This is a genomic window from Thermoanaerobacterium thermosulfurigenes, assembly GCF_051201035.1.
GTDB lineage: Bacteria > Bacillota > Thermoanaerobacteria > Thermoanaerobacterales > Thermoanaerobacteraceae > Thermoanaerobacterium > Thermoanaerobacterium thermosulfurigenes.
Map to the genome: position 1 here is coordinate 1 of NZ_JBPODR010000032.1, position 20,000 is coordinate 20,000.

Annotated in this window: 39 protein-coding genes and 1 rRNA gene; all 40 read right to left on the bottom strand. The window is 36.9% G+C overall.

The features are described 5' to 3' along the window. Window positions 1–82 (bottom strand): 16S ribosomal RNA (locus HNR52_RS10440); the annotation flags it as partial. Between the two features lie 301 nt (window positions 83–383). Further along, a complete protein-coding gene (gene rpsI / locus HNR52_RS10445; RefSeq protein WP_013787180.1) occupies window positions 384–776 on the bottom strand; it encodes a 30S ribosomal protein S9 in 393 nt (130 codons plus the stop codon). A gap of 14 nt (window positions 777–790) precedes the next feature. After that, entirely contained in the window at window positions 791–1,219 is a 429-nt protein-coding gene (rplM, locus tag HNR52_RS10450; protein WP_013787179.1) for a 50S ribosomal protein L13, read from the bottom strand. A gap of 101 nt (window positions 1,220–1,320) precedes the next feature. Then, window positions 1,321–2,055 carry a tRNA pseudouridine(38-40) synthase TruA gene (gene truA, locus HNR52_RS10455; protein WP_041592053.1) on the bottom strand — a complete coding sequence of 245 codons (735 nt, stop codon included), beginning with the start codon at window positions 2,053–2,055 and terminating at the stop codon, window positions 1,321–1,323. A 7-nt stretch (window positions 2,056–2,062) separates the two neighbouring features. Next, complete coding sequence (locus tag HNR52_RS10460; protein WP_435620560.1) at window positions 2,063–2,869, bottom strand: energy-coupling factor transporter transmembrane component T family protein; 807 nt, start codon at window positions 2,867–2,869, stop codon at window positions 2,063–2,065. After that, complete coding sequence (locus tag HNR52_RS10465) at window positions 2,862–3,719, bottom strand: energy-coupling factor transporter ATPase (RefSeq protein WP_013787176.1); 858 nt, start codon at window positions 3,717–3,719, stop codon at window positions 2,862–2,864. Before HNR52_RS10465 ends, HNR52_RS10460 begins: the two co-directional genes overlap by 8 nt. Next, complete coding sequence (locus tag HNR52_RS10470; protein ID WP_013787175.1) at window positions 3,704–4,549, bottom strand: energy-coupling factor transporter ATPase; 846 nt, start codon at window positions 4,547–4,549, stop codon at window positions 3,704–3,706. The genes HNR52_RS10465 and HNR52_RS10470 overlap by 16 nt, the downstream gene beginning before the upstream one ends. A gap of 87 nt (window positions 4,550–4,636) precedes the next feature. Beyond that, a complete protein-coding gene (gene rplQ / locus HNR52_RS10475; protein ID WP_013787174.1) occupies window positions 4,637–4,975 on the bottom strand; it encodes a 50S ribosomal protein L17 in 339 nt (112 codons plus the stop codon). Window positions 4,976–4,987: 12 nt separating this feature from the next. Beyond that, complete coding sequence (locus tag HNR52_RS10480; RefSeq protein WP_013787173.1) at window positions 4,988–5,938, bottom strand: DNA-directed RNA polymerase subunit alpha; 951 nt, start codon at window positions 5,936–5,938, stop codon at window positions 4,988–4,990. A 41-nt stretch (window positions 5,939–5,979) separates the two neighbouring features. Beyond that, window positions 5,980–6,600: a 30S ribosomal protein S4 gene (gene rpsD / locus HNR52_RS10485; protein WP_013787172.1), complete on the bottom strand. Its 621-nt coding sequence runs from the start codon at window positions 6,598–6,600 to the stop codon at window positions 5,980–5,982. A 12-nt stretch (window positions 6,601–6,612) separates the two neighbouring features. After that, a complete protein-coding gene (gene rpsK, locus HNR52_RS10490) occupies window positions 6,613–7,005 on the bottom strand; it encodes a 30S ribosomal protein S11 (RefSeq protein WP_013787171.1) in 393 nt (130 codons plus the stop codon). A 14-nt stretch (window positions 7,006–7,019) separates the two neighbouring features. Then, window positions 7,020–7,388 (bottom strand): 30S ribosomal protein S13, encoded by a 369-nt coding sequence (gene rpsM, locus HNR52_RS10495; RefSeq protein WP_013297002.1) that lies wholly within the window; start codon window positions 7,386–7,388, stop codon window positions 7,020–7,022. Window positions 7,389–7,399: 11 nt separating this feature from the next. Then, the gene (gene rpmJ, locus HNR52_RS10500; protein ID WP_013787170.1) at window positions 7,400–7,513 is read right to left on the bottom strand and encodes a 50S ribosomal protein L36; all 114 of its coding nucleotides are present in this window, start codon (window positions 7,511–7,513) and stop codon (window positions 7,400–7,402) included. Window positions 7,514–7,528: 15 nt separating this feature from the next. After that, window positions 7,529–7,747, bottom strand: coding sequence for a translation initiation factor IF-1 (gene infA / locus HNR52_RS10505; RefSeq protein ID WP_013297001.1), 219 nt, complete (start codon window positions 7,745–7,747; stop codon window positions 7,529–7,531). 16 nt (window positions 7,748–7,763) lie between these two features. Beyond that, window positions 7,764–8,036 carry a KOW domain-containing RNA-binding protein gene (locus tag HNR52_RS10510; protein ID WP_013787169.1) on the bottom strand — a complete coding sequence of 91 codons (273 nt, stop codon included), beginning with the start codon at window positions 8,034–8,036 and terminating at the stop codon, window positions 7,764–7,766. Window positions 8,037–8,048: 12 nt separating this feature from the next. Beyond that, window positions 8,049–8,795 carry a type I methionyl aminopeptidase gene (map, locus tag HNR52_RS10515; protein ID WP_013787168.1) on the bottom strand — a complete coding sequence of 249 codons (747 nt, stop codon included), beginning with the start codon at window positions 8,793–8,795 and terminating at the stop codon, window positions 8,049–8,051. Continuing rightward, window positions 8,795–9,445 (bottom strand): adenylate kinase, encoded by a 651-nt coding sequence (locus HNR52_RS10520; protein WP_435620561.1) that lies wholly within the window; start codon window positions 9,443–9,445, stop codon window positions 8,795–8,797. The genes map and HNR52_RS10520 overlap by 1 nt, the downstream gene beginning before the upstream one ends. Before the next feature lie 15 nt (window positions 9,446–9,460). Beyond that, complete coding sequence (secY, locus tag HNR52_RS10525; RefSeq protein ID WP_013787166.1) at window positions 9,461–10,717, bottom strand: preprotein translocase subunit SecY; 1,257 nt, start codon at window positions 10,715–10,717, stop codon at window positions 9,461–9,463. Then, window positions 10,718–11,158 (bottom strand): 50S ribosomal protein L15, encoded by a 441-nt coding sequence (rplO, locus tag HNR52_RS10530; RefSeq protein ID WP_013787165.1) that lies wholly within the window; start codon window positions 11,156–11,158, stop codon window positions 10,718–10,720. A gap of 12 nt (window positions 11,159–11,170) precedes the next feature. Beyond that, window positions 11,171–11,356 (bottom strand): 50S ribosomal protein L30, encoded by a 186-nt coding sequence (rpmD, locus tag HNR52_RS10535; protein WP_013787164.1) that lies wholly within the window; start codon window positions 11,354–11,356, stop codon window positions 11,171–11,173. A 10-nt stretch (window positions 11,357–11,366) separates the two neighbouring features. After that, window positions 11,367–11,870 carry a 30S ribosomal protein S5 gene (gene rpsE, locus HNR52_RS10540; RefSeq protein WP_013787163.1) on the bottom strand — a complete coding sequence of 168 codons (504 nt, stop codon included), beginning with the start codon at window positions 11,868–11,870 and terminating at the stop codon, window positions 11,367–11,369. Between the two features lie 14 nt (window positions 11,871–11,884). Continuing rightward, entirely contained in the window at window positions 11,885–12,250 is a 366-nt protein-coding gene (gene rplR, locus HNR52_RS10545) for a 50S ribosomal protein L18 (RefSeq protein ID WP_013787162.1), read from the bottom strand. Between the two features lie 11 nt (window positions 12,251–12,261). Further along, window positions 12,262–12,801 carry a 50S ribosomal protein L6 gene (rplF, locus tag HNR52_RS10550; protein ID WP_013787161.1) on the bottom strand — a complete coding sequence of 180 codons (540 nt, stop codon included), beginning with the start codon at window positions 12,799–12,801 and terminating at the stop codon, window positions 12,262–12,264. Between the two features lie 22 nt (window positions 12,802–12,823). Further along, the gene (rpsH, locus tag HNR52_RS10555; protein WP_041592051.1) at window positions 12,824–13,222 is read right to left on the bottom strand and encodes a 30S ribosomal protein S8; all 399 of its coding nucleotides are present in this window, start codon (window positions 13,220–13,222) and stop codon (window positions 12,824–12,826) included. A 10-nt stretch (window positions 13,223–13,232) separates the two neighbouring features. Then, entirely contained in the window at window positions 13,233–13,418 is a 186-nt protein-coding gene (locus HNR52_RS10560) for a type Z 30S ribosomal protein S14 (RefSeq protein ID WP_013296990.1), read from the bottom strand. A 13-nt stretch (window positions 13,419–13,431) separates the two neighbouring features. Continuing rightward, window positions 13,432–13,971 carry a 50S ribosomal protein L5 gene (rplE, locus tag HNR52_RS10565; RefSeq protein ID WP_013787159.1) on the bottom strand — a complete coding sequence of 180 codons (540 nt, stop codon included), beginning with the start codon at window positions 13,969–13,971 and terminating at the stop codon, window positions 13,432–13,434. A 17-nt stretch (window positions 13,972–13,988) separates the two neighbouring features. Then, a complete protein-coding gene (gene rplX, locus HNR52_RS10570) occupies window positions 13,989–14,312 on the bottom strand; it encodes a 50S ribosomal protein L24 (RefSeq protein WP_013787158.1) in 324 nt (107 codons plus the stop codon). A 13-nt stretch (window positions 14,313–14,325) separates the two neighbouring features. Further along, entirely contained in the window at window positions 14,326–14,694 is a 369-nt protein-coding gene (gene rplN, locus HNR52_RS10575; protein ID WP_013296987.1) for a 50S ribosomal protein L14, read from the bottom strand. A gap of 19 nt (window positions 14,695–14,713) precedes the next feature. Continuing rightward, complete coding sequence (gene rpsQ / locus HNR52_RS10580; protein ID WP_013787157.1) at window positions 14,714–14,968, bottom strand: 30S ribosomal protein S17; 255 nt, start codon at window positions 14,966–14,968, stop codon at window positions 14,714–14,716. A gap of 15 nt (window positions 14,969–14,983) precedes the next feature. Continuing rightward, window positions 14,984–15,187, bottom strand: a complete 204-nt coding sequence (gene rpmC / locus HNR52_RS10585; RefSeq protein ID WP_013296985.1) for a 50S ribosomal protein L29 — start codon at window positions 15,185–15,187, stop codon at window positions 14,984–14,986. Beyond that, on the bottom strand, window positions 15,177–15,611 hold the full coding sequence (gene rplP, locus HNR52_RS10590; RefSeq protein ID WP_013787156.1) for a 50S ribosomal protein L16: 435 nt from the start codon (window positions 15,609–15,611) through the stop codon (window positions 15,177–15,179). Before rplP ends, rpmC begins: the two co-directional genes overlap by 11 nt. A 2-nt stretch (window positions 15,612–15,613) precedes the next feature. After that, window positions 15,614–16,279 (bottom strand): 30S ribosomal protein S3, encoded by a 666-nt coding sequence (rpsC, locus tag HNR52_RS10595; RefSeq protein ID WP_013787155.1) that lies wholly within the window; start codon window positions 16,277–16,279, stop codon window positions 15,614–15,616. A 12-nt stretch (window positions 16,280–16,291) separates the two neighbouring features. Further along, window positions 16,292–16,624 (bottom strand): 50S ribosomal protein L22, encoded by a 333-nt coding sequence (gene rplV / locus HNR52_RS10600; protein ID WP_085113702.1) that lies wholly within the window; start codon window positions 16,622–16,624, stop codon window positions 16,292–16,294. A 17-nt stretch (window positions 16,625–16,641) separates the two neighbouring features. Continuing rightward, window positions 16,642–16,923: a 30S ribosomal protein S19 gene (rpsS, locus tag HNR52_RS10605; RefSeq protein ID WP_013787153.1), complete on the bottom strand. Its 282-nt coding sequence runs from the start codon at window positions 16,921–16,923 to the stop codon at window positions 16,642–16,644. A gap of 21 nt (window positions 16,924–16,944) precedes the next feature. After that, window positions 16,945–17,775, bottom strand: coding sequence for a 50S ribosomal protein L2 (gene rplB, locus HNR52_RS10610; protein WP_013787152.1), 831 nt, complete (start codon window positions 17,773–17,775; stop codon window positions 16,945–16,947). Between the two features lie 25 nt (window positions 17,776–17,800). Further along, window positions 17,801–18,094: a 50S ribosomal protein L23 gene (gene rplW / locus HNR52_RS10615; protein WP_013787151.1), complete on the bottom strand. Its 294-nt coding sequence runs from the start codon at window positions 18,092–18,094 to the stop codon at window positions 17,801–17,803. Next, entirely contained in the window at window positions 18,094–18,714 is a 621-nt protein-coding gene (rplD, locus tag HNR52_RS10620) for a 50S ribosomal protein L4 (protein ID WP_013787150.1), read from the bottom strand. The genes rplW and rplD overlap by 1 nt, the downstream gene beginning before the upstream one ends. A gap of 17 nt (window positions 18,715–18,731) precedes the next feature. Continuing rightward, window positions 18,732–19,361, bottom strand: coding sequence for a 50S ribosomal protein L3 (gene rplC / locus HNR52_RS10625; protein WP_013787149.1), 630 nt, complete (start codon window positions 19,359–19,361; stop codon window positions 18,732–18,734). A gap of 51 nt (window positions 19,362–19,412) precedes the next feature. Then, a complete protein-coding gene (gene rpsJ / locus HNR52_RS10630) occupies window positions 19,413–19,721 on the bottom strand; it encodes a 30S ribosomal protein S10 (protein WP_013296976.1) in 309 nt (102 codons plus the stop codon). A gap of 177 nt (window positions 19,722–19,898) precedes the next feature. Further along, on the bottom strand, window positions 19,899–20,000 hold a 102-nt coding region (locus HNR52_RS10635; RefSeq protein ID WP_284698223.1), incomplete at its 5' end, for an EF-Tu C-terminal domain-related protein.

Genomic DNA, 20,000 nt, shown 5'->3' on the forward strand with positions numbered 1-20,000 from the left:
GTTGAGTGCCGGATCGCTCGACTTGCATGTGTTAGGCACGCCGCCAGCGTTCGTCCTGAGCCAGGATCAAACTCTCATGTTTATATCCTTTGCTCTTTTATCTCACTGTTCGGTTTTCAAGGTTCATTTCCCTCGCCGCTTTCCGCGACATCGTCTATATTACCACATTATCTTCTCTCTGTCAACTGCTTTTTTCTTTTCTTTTGCACTCGCAGTGACAGGTATTAATATATCACATTAATTAGCTTATATCAAATATTTTTTACCCGCAAAATACGTGTTTTTCGCTTATTATATAAAGATATTTTAAGATTTCATTAATTTGCTTCTTTTTTCTTCATTATTTTAATTTTAAACTAAAAAAAGCGCATATAGCGCTTTTTTTATCTCTTTGAAAATTGTGGTGCTTTTCTTGCTTTCTTGAGACCGTATTTCTTTCTCTCTTTCATCCTTGGATCTCTTGTCACAAACCCAGCTTTCTTAAGAATCGGTCTTAATTCATTGTCAGCTTTCATCAATGCCCTTGTAATGCCTAATCTAATTGCACCAGCTTGGCCCGATAATCCACCGCCTTCAACTTTAGCAATTACGTCAAATTTATCGATGTTTTCAGTCAAAATAAGAGGTTGTCTGACCGTGTATTTTAAAGTGTCCAATCCAAAATAGTCATCAAGAGATCTACCATTTATGATTATGTTGCCTTTCCCTGGGACTAACCTAACACGTGCAACAGATGTTTTTCTTCTACCTGTACCAAAAAATTGGATAGCAGCCATTACCTATTCCCTCCTTATATGTCAAGTTTCTCTGGTTTCTGTGCTTCATGCTTATGTTCAGGACCAGTATAAACTTTTAATTTTTTTATCATTTGCCTTCCTAATTTGTTTTTTGGAAGCATTCCTTTTACAGCTCTCATGATAGCTTTTTCAGGTTTTGTTCTCATTAAAGTCTTGTACTGTATTAATTTAAGTCCACCAGGATGCCCTGTGTAATATTTAAAGTACTTTTGCTCTAATTTTTTACCTGTCAATACGACTTTGTCTGCATTGACAATTATAACAAAATCACCTGTATCAACACTGGGTGAATATATCGGTTTATTTTTACCAGACAAAATCTTTGCAACTTGGCTAGCTAATCTGCCTAACACTTTCCCTTCGGCATCTATGACATACCATTTTCTCTCTACTTCATTCTTTTTTGGCACGAATGACTTCACTATATTTTACCTCCTTAAGAAACTTATACTTAAGTAACATATCTTCAATAAACGGGGCATAATTTTACATAATATAATTTTAATCCACAGCATCACCCATGTCAATAGTATATTTTAGTTAAAAACAATCCTTGTGGTGGTGCAGTTTTCCCCGCCATGCATCGATCTTTTGATTCTAAAATTTCTTTGACGTGAATAGGATTAATCTTACCTATCCCCACATCCACAATCGTTCCAACGATTATTCTGACCATGTTGTATAAAAATCCATCCGCTTCAATCTCAAACTCTACATTAAAATCATTTTTTCTAAGTGAAATATCTCTTACGGTTCTTATAGAATCTTTTACACTGCTTCCACTGGATTTAAAAGCCGAAAAATCGTGTGTCCCTTTCAAATATGTCAATGATTCAATCATTTTATCTAAATCTAATTCATCGCTTATATGCCAGCTATAATTTCTATATACAGGTGAATTAAATTTTCTGTTGTATATGATGTATTTATACCTTTTACCTTTGGCAGAATATCTGGAATGAAAGTCCATATCTGCCTCATAAGCATTTTTAATAACTATGTCTTTTGGAAGCACACTATTTAGTGCATTAGGCATTTTTGATAGAGGTATATTACAGTTAGATATGAAGTTGGCAACTTGATTTAGGGCATGAACTCCAGCATCTGTCCTGCTGGAACCAATTAAGTTTACATCCTCTGATGTTATTTTTTTTATTGCTTTCGTTATGACTTCTTGAACTGTAACAGCATTTTTTTGGATCTGCCAACCATGATAATTTGTTCCATCGTATTCTATAACCAAAACTATGTTTCTCATTTAGCTATCACCATGGCCAAAATCTATTCCATATTATTATTCCAACAAGAATCGCTGTCAACAAAATTGCTACATAATCTCTATTGCTTACTTTTAATTGCTTTAACTTTGTCCTATTGATTCCACCTCTATAGCACCTTGCTTCCATTGCCACTGCGAGTTCATCAGCTCTCCTAAAAGCGCTGATAAATAAAGGCACCAATAGCGGAATCAAATTTTTAGCTCTTTTAACTAAATTGCCACTTTCAAAGTCGGCACCTCTGGCCATCTGAGCTTTCATTATTTTATCTGTTTCTTCAAGCAGTGTCGGTATGAATCTCAGTGCTATTGTCATCATCATTGCTAATTCGTGGGCAGGTAATCCAATAGATTTAAATGGCGTTAAGAGGTTTTCTATCCCATCTGTAAGGGCAATCGGGGATGTCGTCAATGTTAAGAGCGATGTGCCAACTATCAAAAATATAAGCCTTAGCCCCATAAATAAAGCTAATCTTACTCCATTTGAAGTTATCTTAAGCGGACCTATTGAGGCAAGATATGTTCCACCGGGAGTAAAAAATACATTCAATCCAACAGTTAATATTAAAATCACAAGAATTGGCTTTAACCCTTTAAAGATATAACTTATTGGTATTTTTGAAACAAATACGCTTAACAGCAAAAATAACAGAATAAAAATATAGCCAGAAAAGTTTGTGATTATAAATAGCAAAATAATGAATACTACGGATAATATTATCTTTACTCTGGGATCTAAACGGTGTATGAATGTATCGCCAGGTATATATTGACCGATAGTTATATTTTTAAGCATTATCAACACCCCTAAGGTACTCCAATATATGTTTCTTAGCTTCATCGACTGTCAAAATGTCATCAGGAAGATCTATTCCATTTTTCCTTAATTCTCTTATAAGATATGTGATTTGCGGCACGCCAAGTCCTATCTTCTCAAGTTTTTCAACATGTTTAAAAACTTCTTTAGGAGTACCTATCAACGAAACTGTGCCATCGTGCATTACAATGATTTTGTTCACCAATTTTGCTATGTCTTCCATACTATGTGAGACAAGTATCGTAGTCATTTTATACATTTGATGAATCTGCTTTATTTGATAGAGAATTTCGTCGCGACCTCTCGGATCAAGCCCTGCAGTTGGCTCATCCAATATCAAAATTTTTGGCATCATAGACAATACTCCTGCAATTGCTACCCGTCTTCTTTCTCCACCTGATAATTCAAATGGAGACATGTCTTTTATTTTTATATCAAGTCCTACTATCTTCATAGCATCATATACTCTTTTTTCTATTTCATCGTCTGAAAGTCCTAAATTCGACGGTCCAAAGGCAATATCCTTGTATATTGTTTCTTCAAAAAGTTGATGTTCCGGATATTGAAATACTATGCCTACTTCTTTTCTAATGTCTTTTAAATCCTTTTTCGTTGTTATATCGATGCCATTCACAATGATCCTGCCCGAAGTTGGTTTTAAAAGACCATTCAAATGCTGAATAAGAGTAGATTTTCCAGAGCCTGTATGTCCTATTATTCCAACAAATTCATTATCTTCTATTGTAAAACTTACATCTTTCAGTGCAATGGATTCAAACGGCGTGCCTTCATTGTATACGAAAGAAATATTTTCTACTTGTATTGACATATAAACCTCACCATCTCATCTACAGTTAATATTTCTGTAGGAATATCTATCCCATCTTGTTTTAACTTGTAGGCTAACTCTGTAACTTGAGGAACATCGAGACCTAAATCTTTAAGAATTTTTACTTCTTTAAATACATCTTTAGGTGTTCCATCCAATGCAATTTTACCATTATCCATCACAATTACTCTGTCAGCAAGCACAGCTTCTTCCATATAGTGTGTAATCAATATGATGGTGATTCCATTTTCTCTATTAAGCTTCTGTATTGTATTTATGACTTCTTTTCTGCCCTTTGGATCTAACATAGCCGTAGGCTCATCTAATATTATACATTGTGGTTTCATTGCTATAACTCCTGCAATGGCTATCCTCTGTTTTTGGCCTCCCGAAAGCATGTGTGGAGCAAACTCTCTGTATTTGTACATATCGACTGCGTTTAATGCAAAATCCACTCTTTCTCGAATTTCTTTTGGATCTATTCCAAGGTTCTCAGGCCCAAAAGCCACATCTTCTTCAACAATCGTTGCTACTAACTGATTATCTGGATTCTGAAATACCATACCTGCTGTCTGCCTTATATCCCATAAATGGGATGCATCTTTTGTGTTCATTCCATTGACGTATACATCGCCTTCTGTTGGAATCAAAAGCGCATTGAAATGTTTTGCCAGCGTTGATTTTCCTGACCCATTGTGACCAATAATCGCAATAAACTTTCCTTCATCAATGTCTATATTCAAGCCATCCAATACTATCTTTTTGCTGTTTTCGTCGCTGCCGGCATCATAAACAAATGTAAGGTCTTTTACCATAATTATTTTTTTCAAACGACCACCTTCTTTAAAGACCAAAACTAATTGGCAAAAACTATTAAAATAGGAGTTAAGTTTTGTCTAACTTAACCCCTTTTGAGCCTAAATAAGTTCTAAGATAACCAGCGGAGCCGCATCGCCTCTACGAGGACCAAGTTTCAATATTCTTGTGTACCCGCCATTTCTTTCTGAATATTTTGGAGCAATCTCATCAAATAATTTCTTTACTACTGTCTCATCAGTTAAATAAGCCAAAGCTTGTCTTCTTGAGTGCAAATCGCCCCTTTTTCCAAGAGTAATCATCTTTTCAGCTATGCTTCTTACTTCTTTGGCTCTAGCTTCTGTAGTTTGGATTCTTCCATAGTTCAAAAAGCTGGTTGTAAGGTTTCTTAACATAGCTCTTCTTTGGTCATGTGGTCGACCTAATTTTCTGTAACCCATTATCTGCCCTCCTTACTCTTCACTCTTTTGCAATGATAGTCCTAAAGCTTTCAGCTTTTGTTCGACTTCAACTAATGATTTCTTGCCGAGATTTCTAACTTTCATCATTTCTTCTTCCGTCTTTTGAACTAAATCTTGAACAGTATTAATTCCTGCTCTTTTAAGGCAGTTATATGACCGTACAGAAAGATCAAGTTCTTCGATCGTCATATCAAGCGGTTTATCCGTCTTTTTCTCTGACTTCTCAACCAAAACTTCCATATCGTTATAATTGTCTGCAAATGAAGTAAACAAGTTAAAATGATCGATCAATATTTTAGCAGCTAAACTTATAGCTTCTTTAGGACTTATTGTTCCATTTGTCCATACTTCCATTGTAAGCTTGTCATAATCTGTAACCTGTCCAACACGCGTATTTTCTACGCTATAGCTTACCTTTTTAACTGGAGTAAATATGGAGTCAACCGGAATAATGCCTATCGGCTGATTCGGTTCTTTATTCTTATCTGATGGAACATATCCTTTGCCTTTTACTAACTCAATCTCCATGTTCAACTTGCCATTATCGCTAAGCGTAGCAATATGAAGATCTGGATTCATTATTTCAACATCGCCGTCAGATATTATATCTCCCGCTGTGACTTCTCCTTTGCCTTCTGCTTCAATTCTAACTATCTTTGGTTCGTCTGTATATAATTTCACTGCCAACTCTTTTAAATTAAGTATGATCTCAGTAACGTCCTCCTTTACGCCTGGTACTGTAGAAAATTCATGCAGTACACCATCTATTTTTATCGTCTTTGCTGCGGCACCTGGAAGTGACGATAAAAGCATACGGCGCAAAGAGTTGCCAAGTGTTATTCCATAACCACGCTCAAGTGGTTCAATGACAAACTTAGCATACGTGTCATCATTGGATTGCTCCACTATCTCAATTTTTGGCTTTTCTATTTCAATCACCATTTAAACCCTCCTTTTTTTAATCTTACGAGGGTAACCGATTATTACCTTGAATACAATTCAACAATCAAATGCTCTTCAATTGGCAAATCTATATGCTCTCTTGTTGGCAGAGATAAAACTTTACCCTCTAATGAATCCCTATTGAAATCTAACCAATCAGGTATATTAGTAGAAGCCTCTACATTATTCTTAATAACATCTAATGATTTGCTGCTGTCTTTTACAGATACTACATCTCCAGCTTTCACTAAATATGAAGGTATATCGACCTTCTTGCCATTAACAAGAATATGGCCATGTGATACAAATTGCCTTGCTTGTGCCCTTGAAGATGCTATTGACAATCTGTAAACTACATTATCAAGTCTTCTCTCGAGAAGCTGCAACAAATTATCACCTGTAATACCCTTCATTCTCTCTGCTTCTTCAAAATACCTTTCAAATTGTCTCTCCAGAACTCCATAATACCTTCTTAATTTTTGTTTTTCCCTCAACTGTGTACCATAGTTTGTAAGCTTTTTCTTGTTCTGTCCATGTTGTCCAGGAGCATATGGCCTTCTCGCAAAAGGACATTTTTCAGTATAACATTTATCGCCTTTCAAAAATAATTTCATGCCTTCCCTGCGGCACAATTTACATGTAGATTCTGTGTATCTTGCCATCATTGCACCTCCTTACACTCTTCTTCTCTTAGGTGGTCTGCACCCATTATGTGGAATAGGTGTGACGTCCTTTATAAGACTTACTTCTAAACCAGCAGCCTGTAAAGCTCTTATGGCTGCCTCTCTACCTGCACCTGGTCCTTTGACAAATACATCCACAGTCTTGAGTCCATGTTCCATTGCGGCTTTTGCTGCTGTTTCTGCTGCCATTTGTGCAGCATACGGTGTAGATTTTCTTGAACCTTTAAAACCTAATGTTCCTGCACTTGACCAAGCCAAAGCATTGCCAGCCATATCTGTCAACGTAACTATTGTATTATTAAATGTTGAATGAATGTGTGCTGCTCCACGTTCAACATTTTTGCGTTCACGACGTTTTGCTGTTCTTTTAACTTTTTTTGCCATAATTTCCCTCCTTATTATTTCTTCTTCTTAGCAACAGTCTTTTTAGGACCTTTTCTCGTACGAGCATTTGTCCTTGTCCTTTGACCGCGCACTGGCAAACCCTTTCTATGCCTTATCCCTCTATAGCATCCTATATCAATAAGCCTCTTTATATTCAAAGAAACTTCTCTTCTTAAATCACCTTCGACTTTATACTCTTTGTCAATTATATCTCTTAATCTTGACACTTCATCCTCTGTGAGATCTTTAACTCTTGTATCTGGATTAACGCCAGCTTTAGCCAATATCTCGTTTGAACGAGAACGTCCTATGCCGTAAATATAAGTCAATCCTATTTCAACACGTTTTTCTCTAGGTAAATCAATGCCAGCAATTCTCGCCATCTTTACACCTCCTAACCTTGTTTTTGCTTGTGTTTAGGATTCTCACAAATTATCATTACTTTACCTTTTCTTTTTATAACTTTACATTTTTCGCAAATCGGTTTTACCGATGGTCTTACCTTCATTATTATACCTCCTTATCACTTACCGCGCCATACAATTCTTCCTCTTGTCAAATCATATGGGGATAATTCAAGCGTAACTCTGTCCCCTGGTAGAATCCTGATAAAATTCATCCTAAGTTTGCCAGAGATATGCGCCAAAATTCTATGTCCATTATCAAGTTCCACCTGAAACATTGCATTTGGTAAAGCTTCTATTACTTTACCTTCTACTTCGATAACATCATCCTTTGCCAAGGATATCATACCCTCCTTATTCTTCACACTTAAACTGTTTTAAAGCTTCAATTATTTCAGCATTTGTAACAGTCTGACCAATCAATATTTTCTCTCTTATTTTTTCGTTCACTTCATTGTACTTCTGAAGATGAATCAATTTCTTTTTCTTAGGCTTTTCAATTTTTCTTAACTCGCCATCAGAAATTAACACATGTTTTTCGTCGGCAACTCCAACAATTATAAAGACTCTATCCTTATCTCTCCCAGCTTTTGATTTGACTATTCGGCCTATTGAGGTATCATCCATTAAATTCACCTCTTACACTAATGTCAAGATTTCGGGCTCACCTTTTGTTATGACTATCGTGTTTTCATAGTGTGCAGAAGCACTTCCATCAACTGTTACAACTGTCCAATTATTTTCTTTTATCTTTACATTATACTTACCTTCGTTGACCATAGGTTCGATTGCCAGGGTCATGCCGTACCTCAACTTTGGACCCCTTCCAGGTGGACCATAGTTGGGTATCTGTGGATCTTCATGCATTTTCTTGCCTATTCCATGTCCTACATATTCCCTAACAACCGAAAACCCATTTTTCTCAACGTATGATTGTATAGCATTTGATATATCAGATAACCTGTGCTGTTCAGTTGCCATTTTTATACCTTCGAAGAAACTTTGCTTTGTGACATCTATCAATTTTTGAAGATTATCACTGATTTTCCCAACAGCAAAAGTCCTCGCTGCATCACCATTAAATCCACGGTAAATTGCACCAGTATCTATACTTATAATATCGCCTTCCTTAAGCTTTCTTAAACCTGGTATTCCGTGAACAACTTCGTCATTAATCGATGCGCATATTGTCGCAGGAAATCCATAAAGACCTTTAAAAGCCGGCTGGCAATCCTTGCTTCGGATGTATTCTTCGGCAATTTCATCCAGTTCTTTTGTCGTTATCCCCGGCTTAATATACTTTTCCAGCAAATTCAGAACTTCTCCTGTGACCTTACCAGCATATCGCATCAAAGCAATTTCACTATCTGATTTAATGTATATCATTAAACTTCGTCTCCTATTAATGCCTGTATCTCCTCATAAACTTCATTAACAGGTTTATTTCCATTGATATTCCGTATCAAGTTTAAATTGCCGTAGTATTCAACAAGTGGTTTTGTTTCATCTTCATAAACTTCCAATCGCTTTAAAACAGAATCGATGTTATCGTCCGTTCTTTGTATCAGTTTTTCACCGCAGTTATCGCAAATCCCTTCAACTTTAGGCGGTTTTGTAAAAATGTGATATGTGGCACCGCAAGATGGACAAACTCTCCTGCCACTTAACCTTTTTACTAATTCATCTCTATCAACAACAATATTTATTACATTATCAATTTTTAGATTCCTTTCACCTAAGTATCTATCAAGAGCTTCTGCTTGAGAGACATTTCTTGGATATCCATCAAGTAGAAAGCCCTCTTTACAATCGTCTTTTGATAATCTATCTTCGACTATCCTGTTTGTCACATCATCTGGCACCAACAATCCCTTATCAATATACTGTTTTGCTAATTTGCCAAGTTCTGTGTTGTTCTTAATGTTATACCTAAAGATATCGCCAGTTGAAATATGAGGTATTTTATAATCCCTAGTTATACTTTCCGCCTGTGTCCCTTTTCCAGCTCCAGGTGGTCCTAACAATATGATTCTCATATATTCTCCCCCTGACTATCTCAAGAATCCCTGGTAGTTACGCATTATGAGCTGTCCTTCTATCTGCTTCATTGTTTCTAGTGCTACACCAACAGCAATCAACAATGCCGTACCGCCAAAGTACAACTGTAAACCAGTCGCGTTCATCATTATTACAGGAAGCACTGCAACTAATGCTAAGAATATTGATCCCACAAAAGTTACTCTGTTCATTACTCTTGTAATGAAATCCGTTGTCGGTTTTCCAGGTCTAATTCCCGGAATAAAACCACCATATTTTTTCATGTTGTCAGAAATCTCAATAGGATTAAATATTATCGCAGTGTAGAAGTAGGTAAAGAAAATTATAAGGAGAACATTTAATATATTATATATCCAACCATTCGTTCCAAGCCATTTTTCTGTAAAAGCGTAAAATGCTGATTTTGGAAAAAACGTAGCTATCTGCTGGGGAAATTGCAGAAGTGATAGTGCAAATATTAGAGGAATTACACCAGCCATGTTTATTCTTATCGGTATGTGTGTTGATTGTCCTCCGTATACTTTACGACCTACTACTCTTTTTGCATATTGGACAGGTATTCTCCTTTGCCCTTCAGACATCAGAATGATTGAGACAACCATCACAAGTATCACGATCAAAAAGGCTATTGCACCAAATATATTTGCAGTTCCCGCACCAACGTATTGCACAGTAGTGTATACCATATTTGGTATTCTGGCCAGAATACCAGCGAAGATTATGAGCGAACTGCCATTACCAACACCATTTTCTGTTATTCTCTCACCAAGCCACATCAAGAAGGATGTACCTGCTGTCAATGTCAATACGATAATCGTCAAATTTAAGAAATTAGGTTGAATAACCGCACTTCTAAGTCCTATAGTCATACCTATAGCCTGAATTAATGCCAATACAACTGTCATATAGCGAGTGTATTGCGCAATCTTCTTTCTGCCTTCTTCGCCTTCCTTCGCCATTTGCTCCAATGAAGGTATCGCTATAGTCAATAGCTGCATAATGATTGATGCATTGATGTAAGGAATAATACTCATAGCGAATATTGTAAAATCACGGAATGCACCGCCTGAAATTATATCAAAAAACCCGAAAAGCGTTCCTTGTCCAAGTATGTTTTTGATTTGATTTGGATCAATACCAGGAACTGGTATATGTGATCCAAGTCTAAAAACCAAAAGCATTAAAACTGTGTATATTATCTTCTTTCTAATGTCTGCAACTTTCCAAGCATTGACAAGGCTGTTTAGCATTTATATCACCTCTGCCTTTCCCCCTATTGATTCTATCTTATCTATAGCAGATTTGCTGAACTTGTGTGCTTTTACAGTTAATTTTTTGCTGAGATCGCCCGAACCCAAAATCTTGACACCGTCTTTAACTTTTTTGATAATTCCTCTCTCGATTAAGAGCTCTGGAGTTACAACAGTTCCATCTTCAAAATTATCAAGCAGGCTTAAGTTGACGATAGCGTATTCCTTTTTAAATATGTTAGTAAACCCTCTTTTTGGTAAACGCCTTGTCAAAGGCATCTGTCCACCTTCAAAGCCTGGTCTAATATTTCCACCACTTCTTGCCTTTTGGCCTTTATGTCCGCGACCTGATGTTTTTCCTAAGCCTGAACCTATGCCTCTTCCAACTCTTTTTCTTTCCTTTCTTGAACCTTCTGCAGGTTTTAAATCATGAAGTCTCAACGTCTACACCTCCTATTCATTTACTTCTTCAACTTTGACCAGATGTCTAACCTTGTTTATCATTCCTCTTACTTGTGGTATATCATCTAAAACCGAGCTACTGCCTATTTTTCCTAATTTCAACGCTCTAACTGTATCTATTTGTGACTTCTGACGTCCTATTGTGCTTCTAACTAATGTCACTTTTAATTTTGCCATTTCAATCCTCCTATCCAAGCAATTGCTCAACAGGAATTCCGCGCAATTTAGCAACTTCTTCAGCAGTTTTTAATGATTTCAAACCTTCAATTGTAGCATATACCATGTTTGTAGAGTTGGCTGAACCCAAAGATTTTGTCAAAATATCTTTAATGCCCGCTGACTCAAGAACTGCACGCACAGGTCCCCCGGCGATAACTCCTGTACCTTCCTTTGCTGGTTTTAACAAAACCTTTCCTGCTCCAAAAACTCCAACAGCGTCATGTGGAATTGTTGTACCTACTATAGGAACTTTGATCAAGTGTTTTTTTGCATCCTCTACAGCTTTTCTGATTGCTTCAGGAATTTCTGCAGATTTTCCAGTTCCTACTCCTACATACCCTTTATCAGGATCTCCAACAACTACCGTTGCACTAAATCTAAAATTTCTTCCACCTTTGACTACTTTAGCAACACGATTTAAGCTTACAACTCTCTCTTTTAAGTCAAGATTCGATATATCAATACGAGCCATGATTTCCCTCCTTATTAAAAATTCAAACCGCCTTCTCTTGCAGCGTCTGCTAATTCTTTTACAACACCATGGTACACATATCCGCCACGATCGAAAACAACATCTTTTATTCCTTTTTCAATCGCCTTCTTAGCAATCAGCTTTCCTACTAATTTTGCCGACTCTTTGTTAGCTCCCTTCGCAATACTCTTAAGCTCGGGGTCTAATGTTGATGCATGGGCCAATGTAACTCCATTTACATCATCAATTAATTGTGCATATATATGGCTTAAACTTTTGTACACGCTAAGTCTAGGTCTTTCACTTGTCCCTGATATTTTTTTTCTAACTCTAAGATGACGTCTTTTACGTGTCATTTGCCTATCAATTTTTGATATCATTTTATCACCCCTTACTTCTTACCTGTTTTGCCTTCTTTAAGCCTTACATATTCACCAACATACCTTATGCCTTTTCCTTTGTATGCATCTGGTTGTCTTACCTTTCTTATGTTCGCAGCCACTTCACCAACTCTTTGTTTATCAATGCCTTTTACCGTTATCTTGTTTGTTCCATCAACAACGAACTCTATGCCTGGCTCTTCTTCAATTTCTACAGGATGTGAATATCCAACAGTTAAGACTATCTTTTTCCCTTGCTTTGCAACACGATAACCTACTCCTACGATCTCGAGGCTTTTCTCATAACCTGTGCTAACACCTTTTACCATGTTCTGAATCAAGGCTCTTGTCGTACCATGCATAGCTCTTGCTTCTTTATCATCGCTGCTTCTCGTTACTATTACTTTATTATCTTCGACAGCTATATTAACTAAATTTGGAAAATCTCTTTCAAGAGTACCTTTCGGTCCTTTCACTACAACGTGATTGTTGTTTACTGTAACTGTTACGTCTTTTGGTATTTCAACTGGTTGTTTTCCTATTCTAGACACGCTTTACACCTCCTATTTAGAATTACCAGATATAGCAGAGAACTTCTCCTCCGACACCCTCTTTTTTAGCTTCTTTATCTGTCATTATACCTTTTGATGTTGATATTATAGCCATACCAAGACCACCTAAGACTCTTGGAATTTCATTGCTTTTTGCATAAACTCTTAAACCCGGTTTACTTATCCTTTTAAGCCCTGATATTACTCTTTCTTTATTTGGTCCATATTTAAGTGTAATCTTTAATATACCTTGTTTACCATCATCTATTTCCTCAACTGCTTTAATAAACCCTTCGCGAAGCATTATCATTGCTATCGCTCTTTTTGTGTTTGATGCTGGTATTTCAACTGTTTCATGTCTAACTATGTTTGCATTCCTTATACGTGTAAGCATATCTGCGATTGGATCTGTCATTTCAATACCTCCCCTCTTACCAGCTTGCCTTTTTTACGCCTGGAATAATGCCTTGATGAGCATATTCTCTAAAGCAAACACGGCATATTCCATATTTTCTTATATATGCATGTGGACGTCCACAAATTTTACACCTGTTATAAGCTCTTGTACTAAATTTAGGGGTCTTTTTTTGCTTCAATATCAATGCCTTTCTGGCCATTTATATACCTCCTTTACTTAGCAAACGGCATTCCCATAAGCTCCAAGAGTGTTCTCGCTTCTTCATCATTCTTTGCTGTCGTTACAAAAATTATATCCATTCCTCTAACTTTATCAATCTTGTCATAATCTATCTCAGGGAATATAAGCTGCTCTTTTATGCCGAATGAGTAATTTCCTCTACCATCAAAAGATTTTGTAGGAAGTCCTCTGAAATCTCTAACTCTTGGCAGTGCTACATTAAACAGCTTATCTGCAAATTCATACATTCTTTCGCCTCTTAAAGTGACTTTAACACCTATTGGCATGCCTGCACGAATTTTAAAATTAGCTATTGACTTCTTCGCTCTTGTAACCACAGGCTTCTGACCTGTTATTACAGCCAAATCATTTGAAGCTGCCTCAATCGCTTTAGGATTTTCTCTTGCTTCACCAAGTCCTATATTTAAAACTATCTTCTCCAATTTCGGCACTTGCATTATATTTTTGTAAGAATACTTCTCCATAAGAGCAGGTACTACTTCATTTACATATTTATCTCTAAGCCTTGCCATGATAAACCTCCTTTCACTTACAATGTCTCTCCACACTTTTTGCAGTATCTTATCTTCTCACCATCAGCAAGAATTTTAACACCATATCTGACTCCTTTACCGCAATTGTTGCAGTATAACATTACTTTAGATGCAAAGATAGGTGCTTCTTGATGTATTATTCCACCTTGATCCTGTGGACTTCTTGCTCTTTTATGCTTTGTTACTACATTTACACCTTCAACTAAAACCTTTCCTTCTTTTGGCAATGCTTTAAGAACTTTGCCTTTTTTCCCTTTATCTTTCCCAGATATTACTGTGACTATATCACCTGTTTTAACGTGAAGTTTTTTTCTCTCCAATTGTTACACCTCCTTATAGAACTTCCGGTGCAAGTGAAATTATCTTCATAAAGTCTTTTTCCCTTAATTCTCTGGCAACTGGTCCAAATATACGAGTTCCTCTTGGCTGCAAATCGTCTTTTATTATAACAGCAGCGTTATCATCGAATCTTATATACGTACCATCTTTTCTGGCAATGCCCTTCTTTGTTCTAACTATGACAGCTTTTACTACATCGCCTTTTTTTACAACACCTCCGGGTGTTGCACTTTTGACAGAAGCAACTATTATATCACCTATATTAGAGAATTTTCTCGTTGAACCACCCATCAAATGTATACACATAATCTCTTTAGCACCAGTATTGTCTGCAACTTTTAATATTGTTTGAGGCTGTATCATCTCAAATACCTCCTTTCAGTCATTCTGCCTTTTTAATTATCTCAACAAGCCTCCATCTTTTTTCTTTGCTTAAAGGCCTAGTTTCCATTATCTTAACTATATCCCCAATATTACATTGATTGTTTTCATCGTGTGCCTTAAACTTTTTCGTACGTCTTACTATCTTGTTGTACAGTGGATGTCTTATTCTATCTTCTACAGCAACAACTATCGTCTTCTGCATCTTGTTGCTGACAACTTTTCCTATTCTAACTTTTCTCATGCCTCTTTCCAATTTAAATCCTCCTTTCTATGCATTCAACTTGCCAAGTTCTCTTTCTCTTAAGATCGTCTTTATTCTTGCTATAGACTTTCTGACATCTCTAACTCTCATAGGATTGTCCAATTGTCCAGTGGCAAGTTGAAACCTAAGGTTAAAAAGTTCTCCCTTTAAATCGGAAAGCTTCTGCAATAATTCTTCGTCTGTCAATTCTCTAATCTCTTTAGCCTTCATTCTCTTCACCACCCAATTCTTCACGTTTTACGAACTTCGTTTTTATAGGCAGTTTGTGCTTAGCTAATCTTAAAGCTTCCCTTGCAACATCCTCATTTACACCAGCTATCTCAAAAAGCACTCTTCCCGGCTTCACTACGGCTACCCAGTATTCAGGTGATCCCTTACCAGAACCCATACGTGTCTCTGCAGGTTTTTCCGTTACAGGTTTATCTGGGAAAATTTTTATCCAAACTTTTCCGCCTCTCTTTATATACCTTGTCATAGCAACCCTGGCAGCCTCTATTTGAACCGCCGTTATCCAGCCACCTTCAAGCGCTTGTAAACCGTAATCTCCATAAGTTACTGTATTTCCTCTTGTAGCGTTGCCTTTTATCCTGCCTCTCTGCTGTTTCCTGTATTTTACTCTCTTAGGCATCAACATGGTTATTTGCCTCCTTCCGCTGTTACCTGTTTCTTCGGCTGTGGCAATATCTCTCCTTTGTTAATCCAAACTTTAACGCCGATCTTGCCATATGTTGTATTTGCTTCCGCAAATCCATAATCAATGTTAGCTCTTAATGTCTGTAGTGGCACAACACCTTCATGGTATCTTTCAGTACGAGCAATTTCAGCTCCTGCCAATCTTCCTGAACACGCAATCTTTATACCCTTAGCACCTTGTTTCATTGCTCTCGCTATAGATTGCTTCATTGCACGTCTGAATGAAATTCTTCTTTCTAATTGTGAAGCTATGTTTTCAGCCACTAACTGTGCATCCAACTCTGGATTCTTTACCTCAACGATGTTTATGACGACTTTTTTATTCGTCATTTTTTCGATTTCTTGTCTCAATTCTTCAATACCTGCTCCACCTTTTCCTATTACCATGCCAGGCTTTGCAGTATAAACATCAATCTTTATCCTGTTAGCTGCTCTTTCTATTTCTATTTTCGGCACACCCGATGCATAGATTTTATTCTTTATATAGTCTCTTATCTTAATATCTTCAATCAAAAGATCGCTAAAATCTTTATCCTTTGCAAACCACTTTGCATACCAATCTTGTGAAACACCAACTCTTAAGCCACGAGGATTAATCTTTTGACCCATTTTATCCCTCCTTTATTTTTCATCAACTACTACTGTTATATGGCTCGTTCTTCTTCTCATCAGATTTGATCTACCCATCGCTCTCGGCATCATTCTCTTCATTATAGGGCCTTGATCAGCAACAGCTTTAGCAACATAAAGGTTGTCTCTATCAAGTCCTAAGTTGTTTTCAGCGTTTGCAATAGCTGATTTTAAAACTTTTTCCACTATACCTGCCGCCTTATTTGGAGTAAACTTTAATATCGCTAACGCTTCATTGACATCCTTACCGCGTATTAAATTCATAACAAGGCCTGCTTTTTGAGGTGAAATTCTTACATATTTTGCGACTGCTTTCGCTTCCACACTATTACCTCCTTTGCCTATTGTACTTTTGAAGACTTTTCAGTATCTGCATGGCCGTGGAACGTACGTGTTGGAGCAAATTCCCCTAACTTATGACCAACCATATCCTCTGTTATATAGATAGGTACATGCTTTCTACCGTCGTGTACTGCTATAGTATGACCAACCATCTGTGGGAATATAGTGGAACTCCTTGACCATGTCTTCAAAACCTTTTTTTCATTCTTCTTATTCATTTCTTCTATCTTTTTCAAGAGTTTTTCATCAACATAAGGGCCTTTTTTTAAGGATCTACTCAAAATTACAGCCTCCCTTCCCAACTAAGCTTTGCGACTTTTTACTATCATTTTATTAGTAGACTTGTTTTTCTTACGTGTCTTATATCCAAGAGCAGGTTTGCCCCATGGAGTCATTGGTCCTGGATGTCCTATAGGTGCCTTACCTTCACCACCGCCATGTGGGTGATCAACAGGATTCATTACAGAACCTCTGACTGTAGGTCTTATACCTAACCATCTTGACCTACCAGCTTTACCAATCGTTACATTCTCATGATCTAAATTAGATACTTGTCCGATTGTAGCTCTACAATTGGATCTAATACGCCTTACTTCTGATGACGGCATTCTTACCTGTACATAATCCCCTTCTTTTGCTATCAATTGAGCCATAGAGCCAGCCGCTCTAACCAACTGTCCACCTTTACCAGCTACCAATTCGATATTATGAATAAATGTACCAACTGGAATATGGCTTAGTGGAAGCGCATTGCCTACTTTAATATCAACATTTTCACCAGACTCTACTATATCACCGACTTTTAAACCATGCGGCGCTATAATATATCTTTTTTCACCATCAAGATAGTGGATAAGCGCAATAAATGCTGATCTGTTTGGATCGTACTCTATTGAAGCTACTTTTCCTGGTACACCATCTTTATCTCTTTTAAAATCAATGATCCTGTATTTTCTTTTGTGACCGCCGCCACGATGACGAACAGTTATCCTGCCGTATACATTGCGTCCACCTGTTTTGTTGAGACTGACTGTCAATGACTTTTCTGGTTTATCTTTTGTAATTTCTTCAAATGTCAATACAGTCATTTGTCTCCTACCAGGTGATGTAGGATTGTATTTTTTTATACCCATTGTTTTCCCTCCTTAAATAGATCTCTTACGCTTGCAGTCCTTCAAAGAATTCAATTCCTTTGCTGTTTGGTTTTAGTTTCACGATAGCCTTTTTGTAGCTATTAGTCCTGCCGACATTTCTACCTACTCTTTTTAACTTACCCATATAATTCATTGTATAGACTTTTTCAACATCGACACCAAATAATTCTTCAACAGCTTGCTTTATCTGAATCTTATTCGCATTTTTATCGACGATGAAGGTGTATTTTCTCTCATTCATTAGATTCATGCTTTTTTCCGTAATAACCGGTTTTAAGATTATATCTCTTGCATCCATCAAGCATACACCTCCTCAACTTTATTAACCGCATCTTTTGTAATTATAAATCTGTCGTATTTTAATACATCGTATGTGTTCAAGCTATTTGCAAAAACAGCCTTTACATTTGGTATGTTCCTGGATGACAAAATAACATTTTCCTTGCCATCAGGAATGACAATAAGCGCATTCTTTACATCAAACTTTTTAAGCATCTCGGCAATTTTTTTAGTTTTTGGCTCATCTATATTAATATCATCAATGACTATTATCTCATTGTCTCTTACTTTTGAAGATAACGCTGATTTTAATGCAAGCCTCTTAACCTTCTTTGGAATGTTGTAACTGTAATCTCTTGGTTTCGGCCCAAAAACAACGCCACCTTTTACCCATTGTGGTGCTCTTATACTTCCTTGACGAGCTCTACCGGTACCTTTTTGTCTCCACGGCTTAATACCGCCACCTCTAACTTCGCCACGTCTTTTTGTTGAATGAGTACCCTGTCTTTGGTTTGCCAAATAATTTAAAACCGCTTCATGCATGACAGGTACATTTACTTCAACACCAAATACATTGTCACTCAATTCAATTTCACCAATTTGTTCTGCATTTATATTGTAAACCGCTACCTTCGGCATCTATTTTCCTCCTTTCGTTATTTGCTCTTAACAGTGTCTCTTATCATAAGGAGCGAACCCTTAACTCCTGGCACTGAACCTTTAATAAGCAGCAAATTCTTTTCAGGATCAACTTTTACTACCTCTAAATTTTGGATAGTAACTCTTTCATTTCCCATATGACCTGGAAGTCTTTTGCCTTTAAATGTCCTTGAAGGATCTGAACTAGCTCCCATCGAACCCGGTCTTCTATGGTATTTAGAACCATGGGCCATAGGTCCTCTATTGGCATTGTACCTTTTTACGACACCTGCAAATCCTTTACCCTTTGACGTTCCAATCACATCGACCCTGTCGCCAACAGAAAATATGTCAGCTTTTATTTCACTGCCAACTTCATAGGATGATATATCATCTAACCTAAACTCTCTTAAATACTTTTTAAATGGTACATTTGCTTTCGCAAAATGACCCTTTAAAGGCTTTATCAATCTTTTTTCTTTTACATCACCGAAACCAACTTGTATAGCATCGTATCCATCATTTTCTTTAGTCTTTTTTTGAACAACTACACATGGACCTGCTTCTACAACTGTAACTGGTATCATTTCGTTTCCCACAAATATCTGTGTCATTCCATGTTTTTTACCTAATATTGCCTTTTTCATCTTCTACCCTCCTGAAATCATCGGACGCTTTCGCGTCATAATTTCCTAATTTTATAATTTTATCTCTATATCGACACCCGCTGGTAAATCCAATCTCATTAATGCATCTACAGTTTTAGGTGTTGGGCTTAATATGTCAATAAGTCTCTTGTGTGTCCTTGTTTCAAACTGTTCTCTCGAATCTTTGTATTTATGTGGCGCTCTCAGTATTGTAATTACATCTCTTTCCGTAGGAAGTGGTATAGGTCCTGACACTTCTGCGCCTGTTCTCTTTGCCGTTTCAACAATCTTTTCAGCAGATTGATCTAACACCATATGATCAAAAGCTTTTAATCTTATGCGAATTTTCTGTTTGGGCATAATTATTCCCTCCTTCTATATAAGCAATCATTAATTCCATATACACTCATCCGCGCGTTTTCAACTCTGTAAAAAATCCGTCCAACTTTATTAGTTTACCTTAAAGACCGCATTATTTCAAGTCTTGACAAAACAATAGTTATGTGCTAATAGCTTATGCTATTAGCACATTTTTTCTTAAGCAAGAATCTTGGAAACAACACCGGCTCCTACTGTGTGTCCGCCTTCTCTTATAGCAAATTTTAATCCTTCTTCCATCGCTATCGGTGTTATTAATTC

Coding starts and splice junctions, on each gene's coding strand:
- HNR52_RS10465 (WP_013787176.1), bottom strand. CDS start 3,719: ATGTCAATACAAGTAGAAAATATTTCTTTCGTATACAATGAAGGCACG.
- rplQ (WP_013787174.1), bottom strand. CDS start 4,975: ATGGGTTACAGAAAATTAGGTCGACCACATGACCAAAGAAGAGCTATG.
- rpsC (WP_013787155.1), bottom strand. CDS start 16,279: ATGGGTCAAAAGATTAATCCTCGTGGCTTAAGAGTTGGTGTTTCACAA.
- rpmC (WP_013296985.1), bottom strand. CDS start 15,187: ATGAAGGCTAAAGAGATTAGAGAATTGACAGACGAAGAATTATTGCAG.
- HNR52_RS10480 (WP_013787173.1), bottom strand. CDS start 5,938: ATGGTGATTGAAATAGAAAAGCCAAAAATTGAGATAGTGGAGCAATCC.
- rplC (WP_013787149.1), bottom strand. CDS start 19,361: ATGAAAAAGGCAATATTAGGTAAAAAACATGGAATGACACAGATATTT.
- rplP (WP_013787156.1), bottom strand. CDS start 15,611: ATGTTGATGCCTAAGAGAGTAAAATACAGGAAACAGCAGAGAGGCAGG.
- rplN (WP_013296987.1), bottom strand. CDS start 14,694: ATGATACAGCCTCAAACAATATTAAAAGTTGCAGACAATACTGGTGCT.
- rpsK (WP_013787171.1), bottom strand. CDS start 7,005: ATGGCAAAAAAAGTTAAAAGAACAGCAAAACGTCGTGAACGCAAAAAT.
- HNR52_RS10460 (WP_435620560.1), bottom strand. CDS start 2,869: ATGCTTAAAAATATAACTATCGGTCAATATATACCTGGCGATACATTC.
- secY (WP_013787166.1), bottom strand. CDS start 10,717: ATGCTAAACAGCCTTGTCAATGCTTGGAAAGTTGCAGACATTAGAAAG.
- rplE (WP_013787159.1), bottom strand. CDS start 13,971: ATGGCAAGGCTTAGAGATAAATATGTAAATGAAGTAGTACCTGCTCTT.
- rplW (WP_013787151.1), bottom strand. CDS start 18,094: ATGGATGCAAGAGATATAATCTTAAAACCGGTTATTACGGAAAAAAGC.
- HNR52_RS10510 (WP_013787169.1), bottom strand. CDS start 8,036: ATGGATGATACCTCAATAGGCCGAATAGTCAAATCAAAAGCTGGGAGA.
- map (WP_013787168.1), bottom strand. CDS start 8,795: ATGATATACATTAAATCAGATAGTGAAATTGCTTTGATGCGATATGCT.
- rpmJ (WP_013787170.1), bottom strand. CDS start 7,513: ATGAAGGTAAGACCATCGGTAAAACCGATTTGCGAAAAATGTAAAGTT.
- truA (WP_041592053.1), bottom strand. CDS start 2,055: ATGAGAAACATAGTTTTGGTTATAGAATACGATGGAACAAATTATCAT.
- HNR52_RS10560 (WP_013296990.1), bottom strand. CDS start 13,418: ATGGCCAGAAAGGCATTGATATTGAAGCAAAAAAAGACCCCTAAATTT.
- rpsM (WP_013297002.1), bottom strand. CDS start 7,388: ATGGCGAGAATTGCTGGCATTGATTTACCTAGAGAAAAACGTGTTGAA.
- rpsI (WP_013787180.1), bottom strand. CDS start 776: ATGGCTGCTATCCAATTTTTTGGTACAGGTAGAAGAAAAACATCTGTT.
- rpsD (WP_013787172.1), bottom strand. CDS start 6,600: ATGGCAAGATACACAGAATCTACATGTAAATTGTGCCGCAGGGAAGGC.
- rplB (WP_013787152.1), bottom strand. CDS start 17,775: ATGGGTATAAAAAAATACAATCCTACATCACCTGGTAGGAGACAAATG.
- rplD (WP_013787150.1), bottom strand. CDS start 18,714: ATGCCGAAGGTAGCGGTTTACAATATAAATGCAGAACAAATTGGTGAA.
- rpmD (WP_013787164.1), bottom strand. CDS start 11,356: ATGGCAAAATTAAAAGTGACATTAGTTAGAAGCACAATAGGACGTCAG.
- HNR52_RS10520 (WP_435620561.1), bottom strand. CDS start 9,445: ATGAGAATCATATTGTTAGGACCACCTGGAGCTGGAAAAGGGACACAG.
- rpsE (WP_013787163.1), bottom strand. CDS start 11,870: ATGGCTCGTATTGATATATCGAATCTTGACTTAAAAGAGAGAGTTGTA.
- rplR (WP_013787162.1), bottom strand. CDS start 12,250: ATGATATCAAAAATTGATAGGCAAATGACACGTAAAAGACGTCATCTT.
- rpsJ (WP_013296976.1), bottom strand. CDS start 19,721: ATGCCCAAACAGAAAATTCGCATAAGATTAAAAGCTTTTGATCATATG.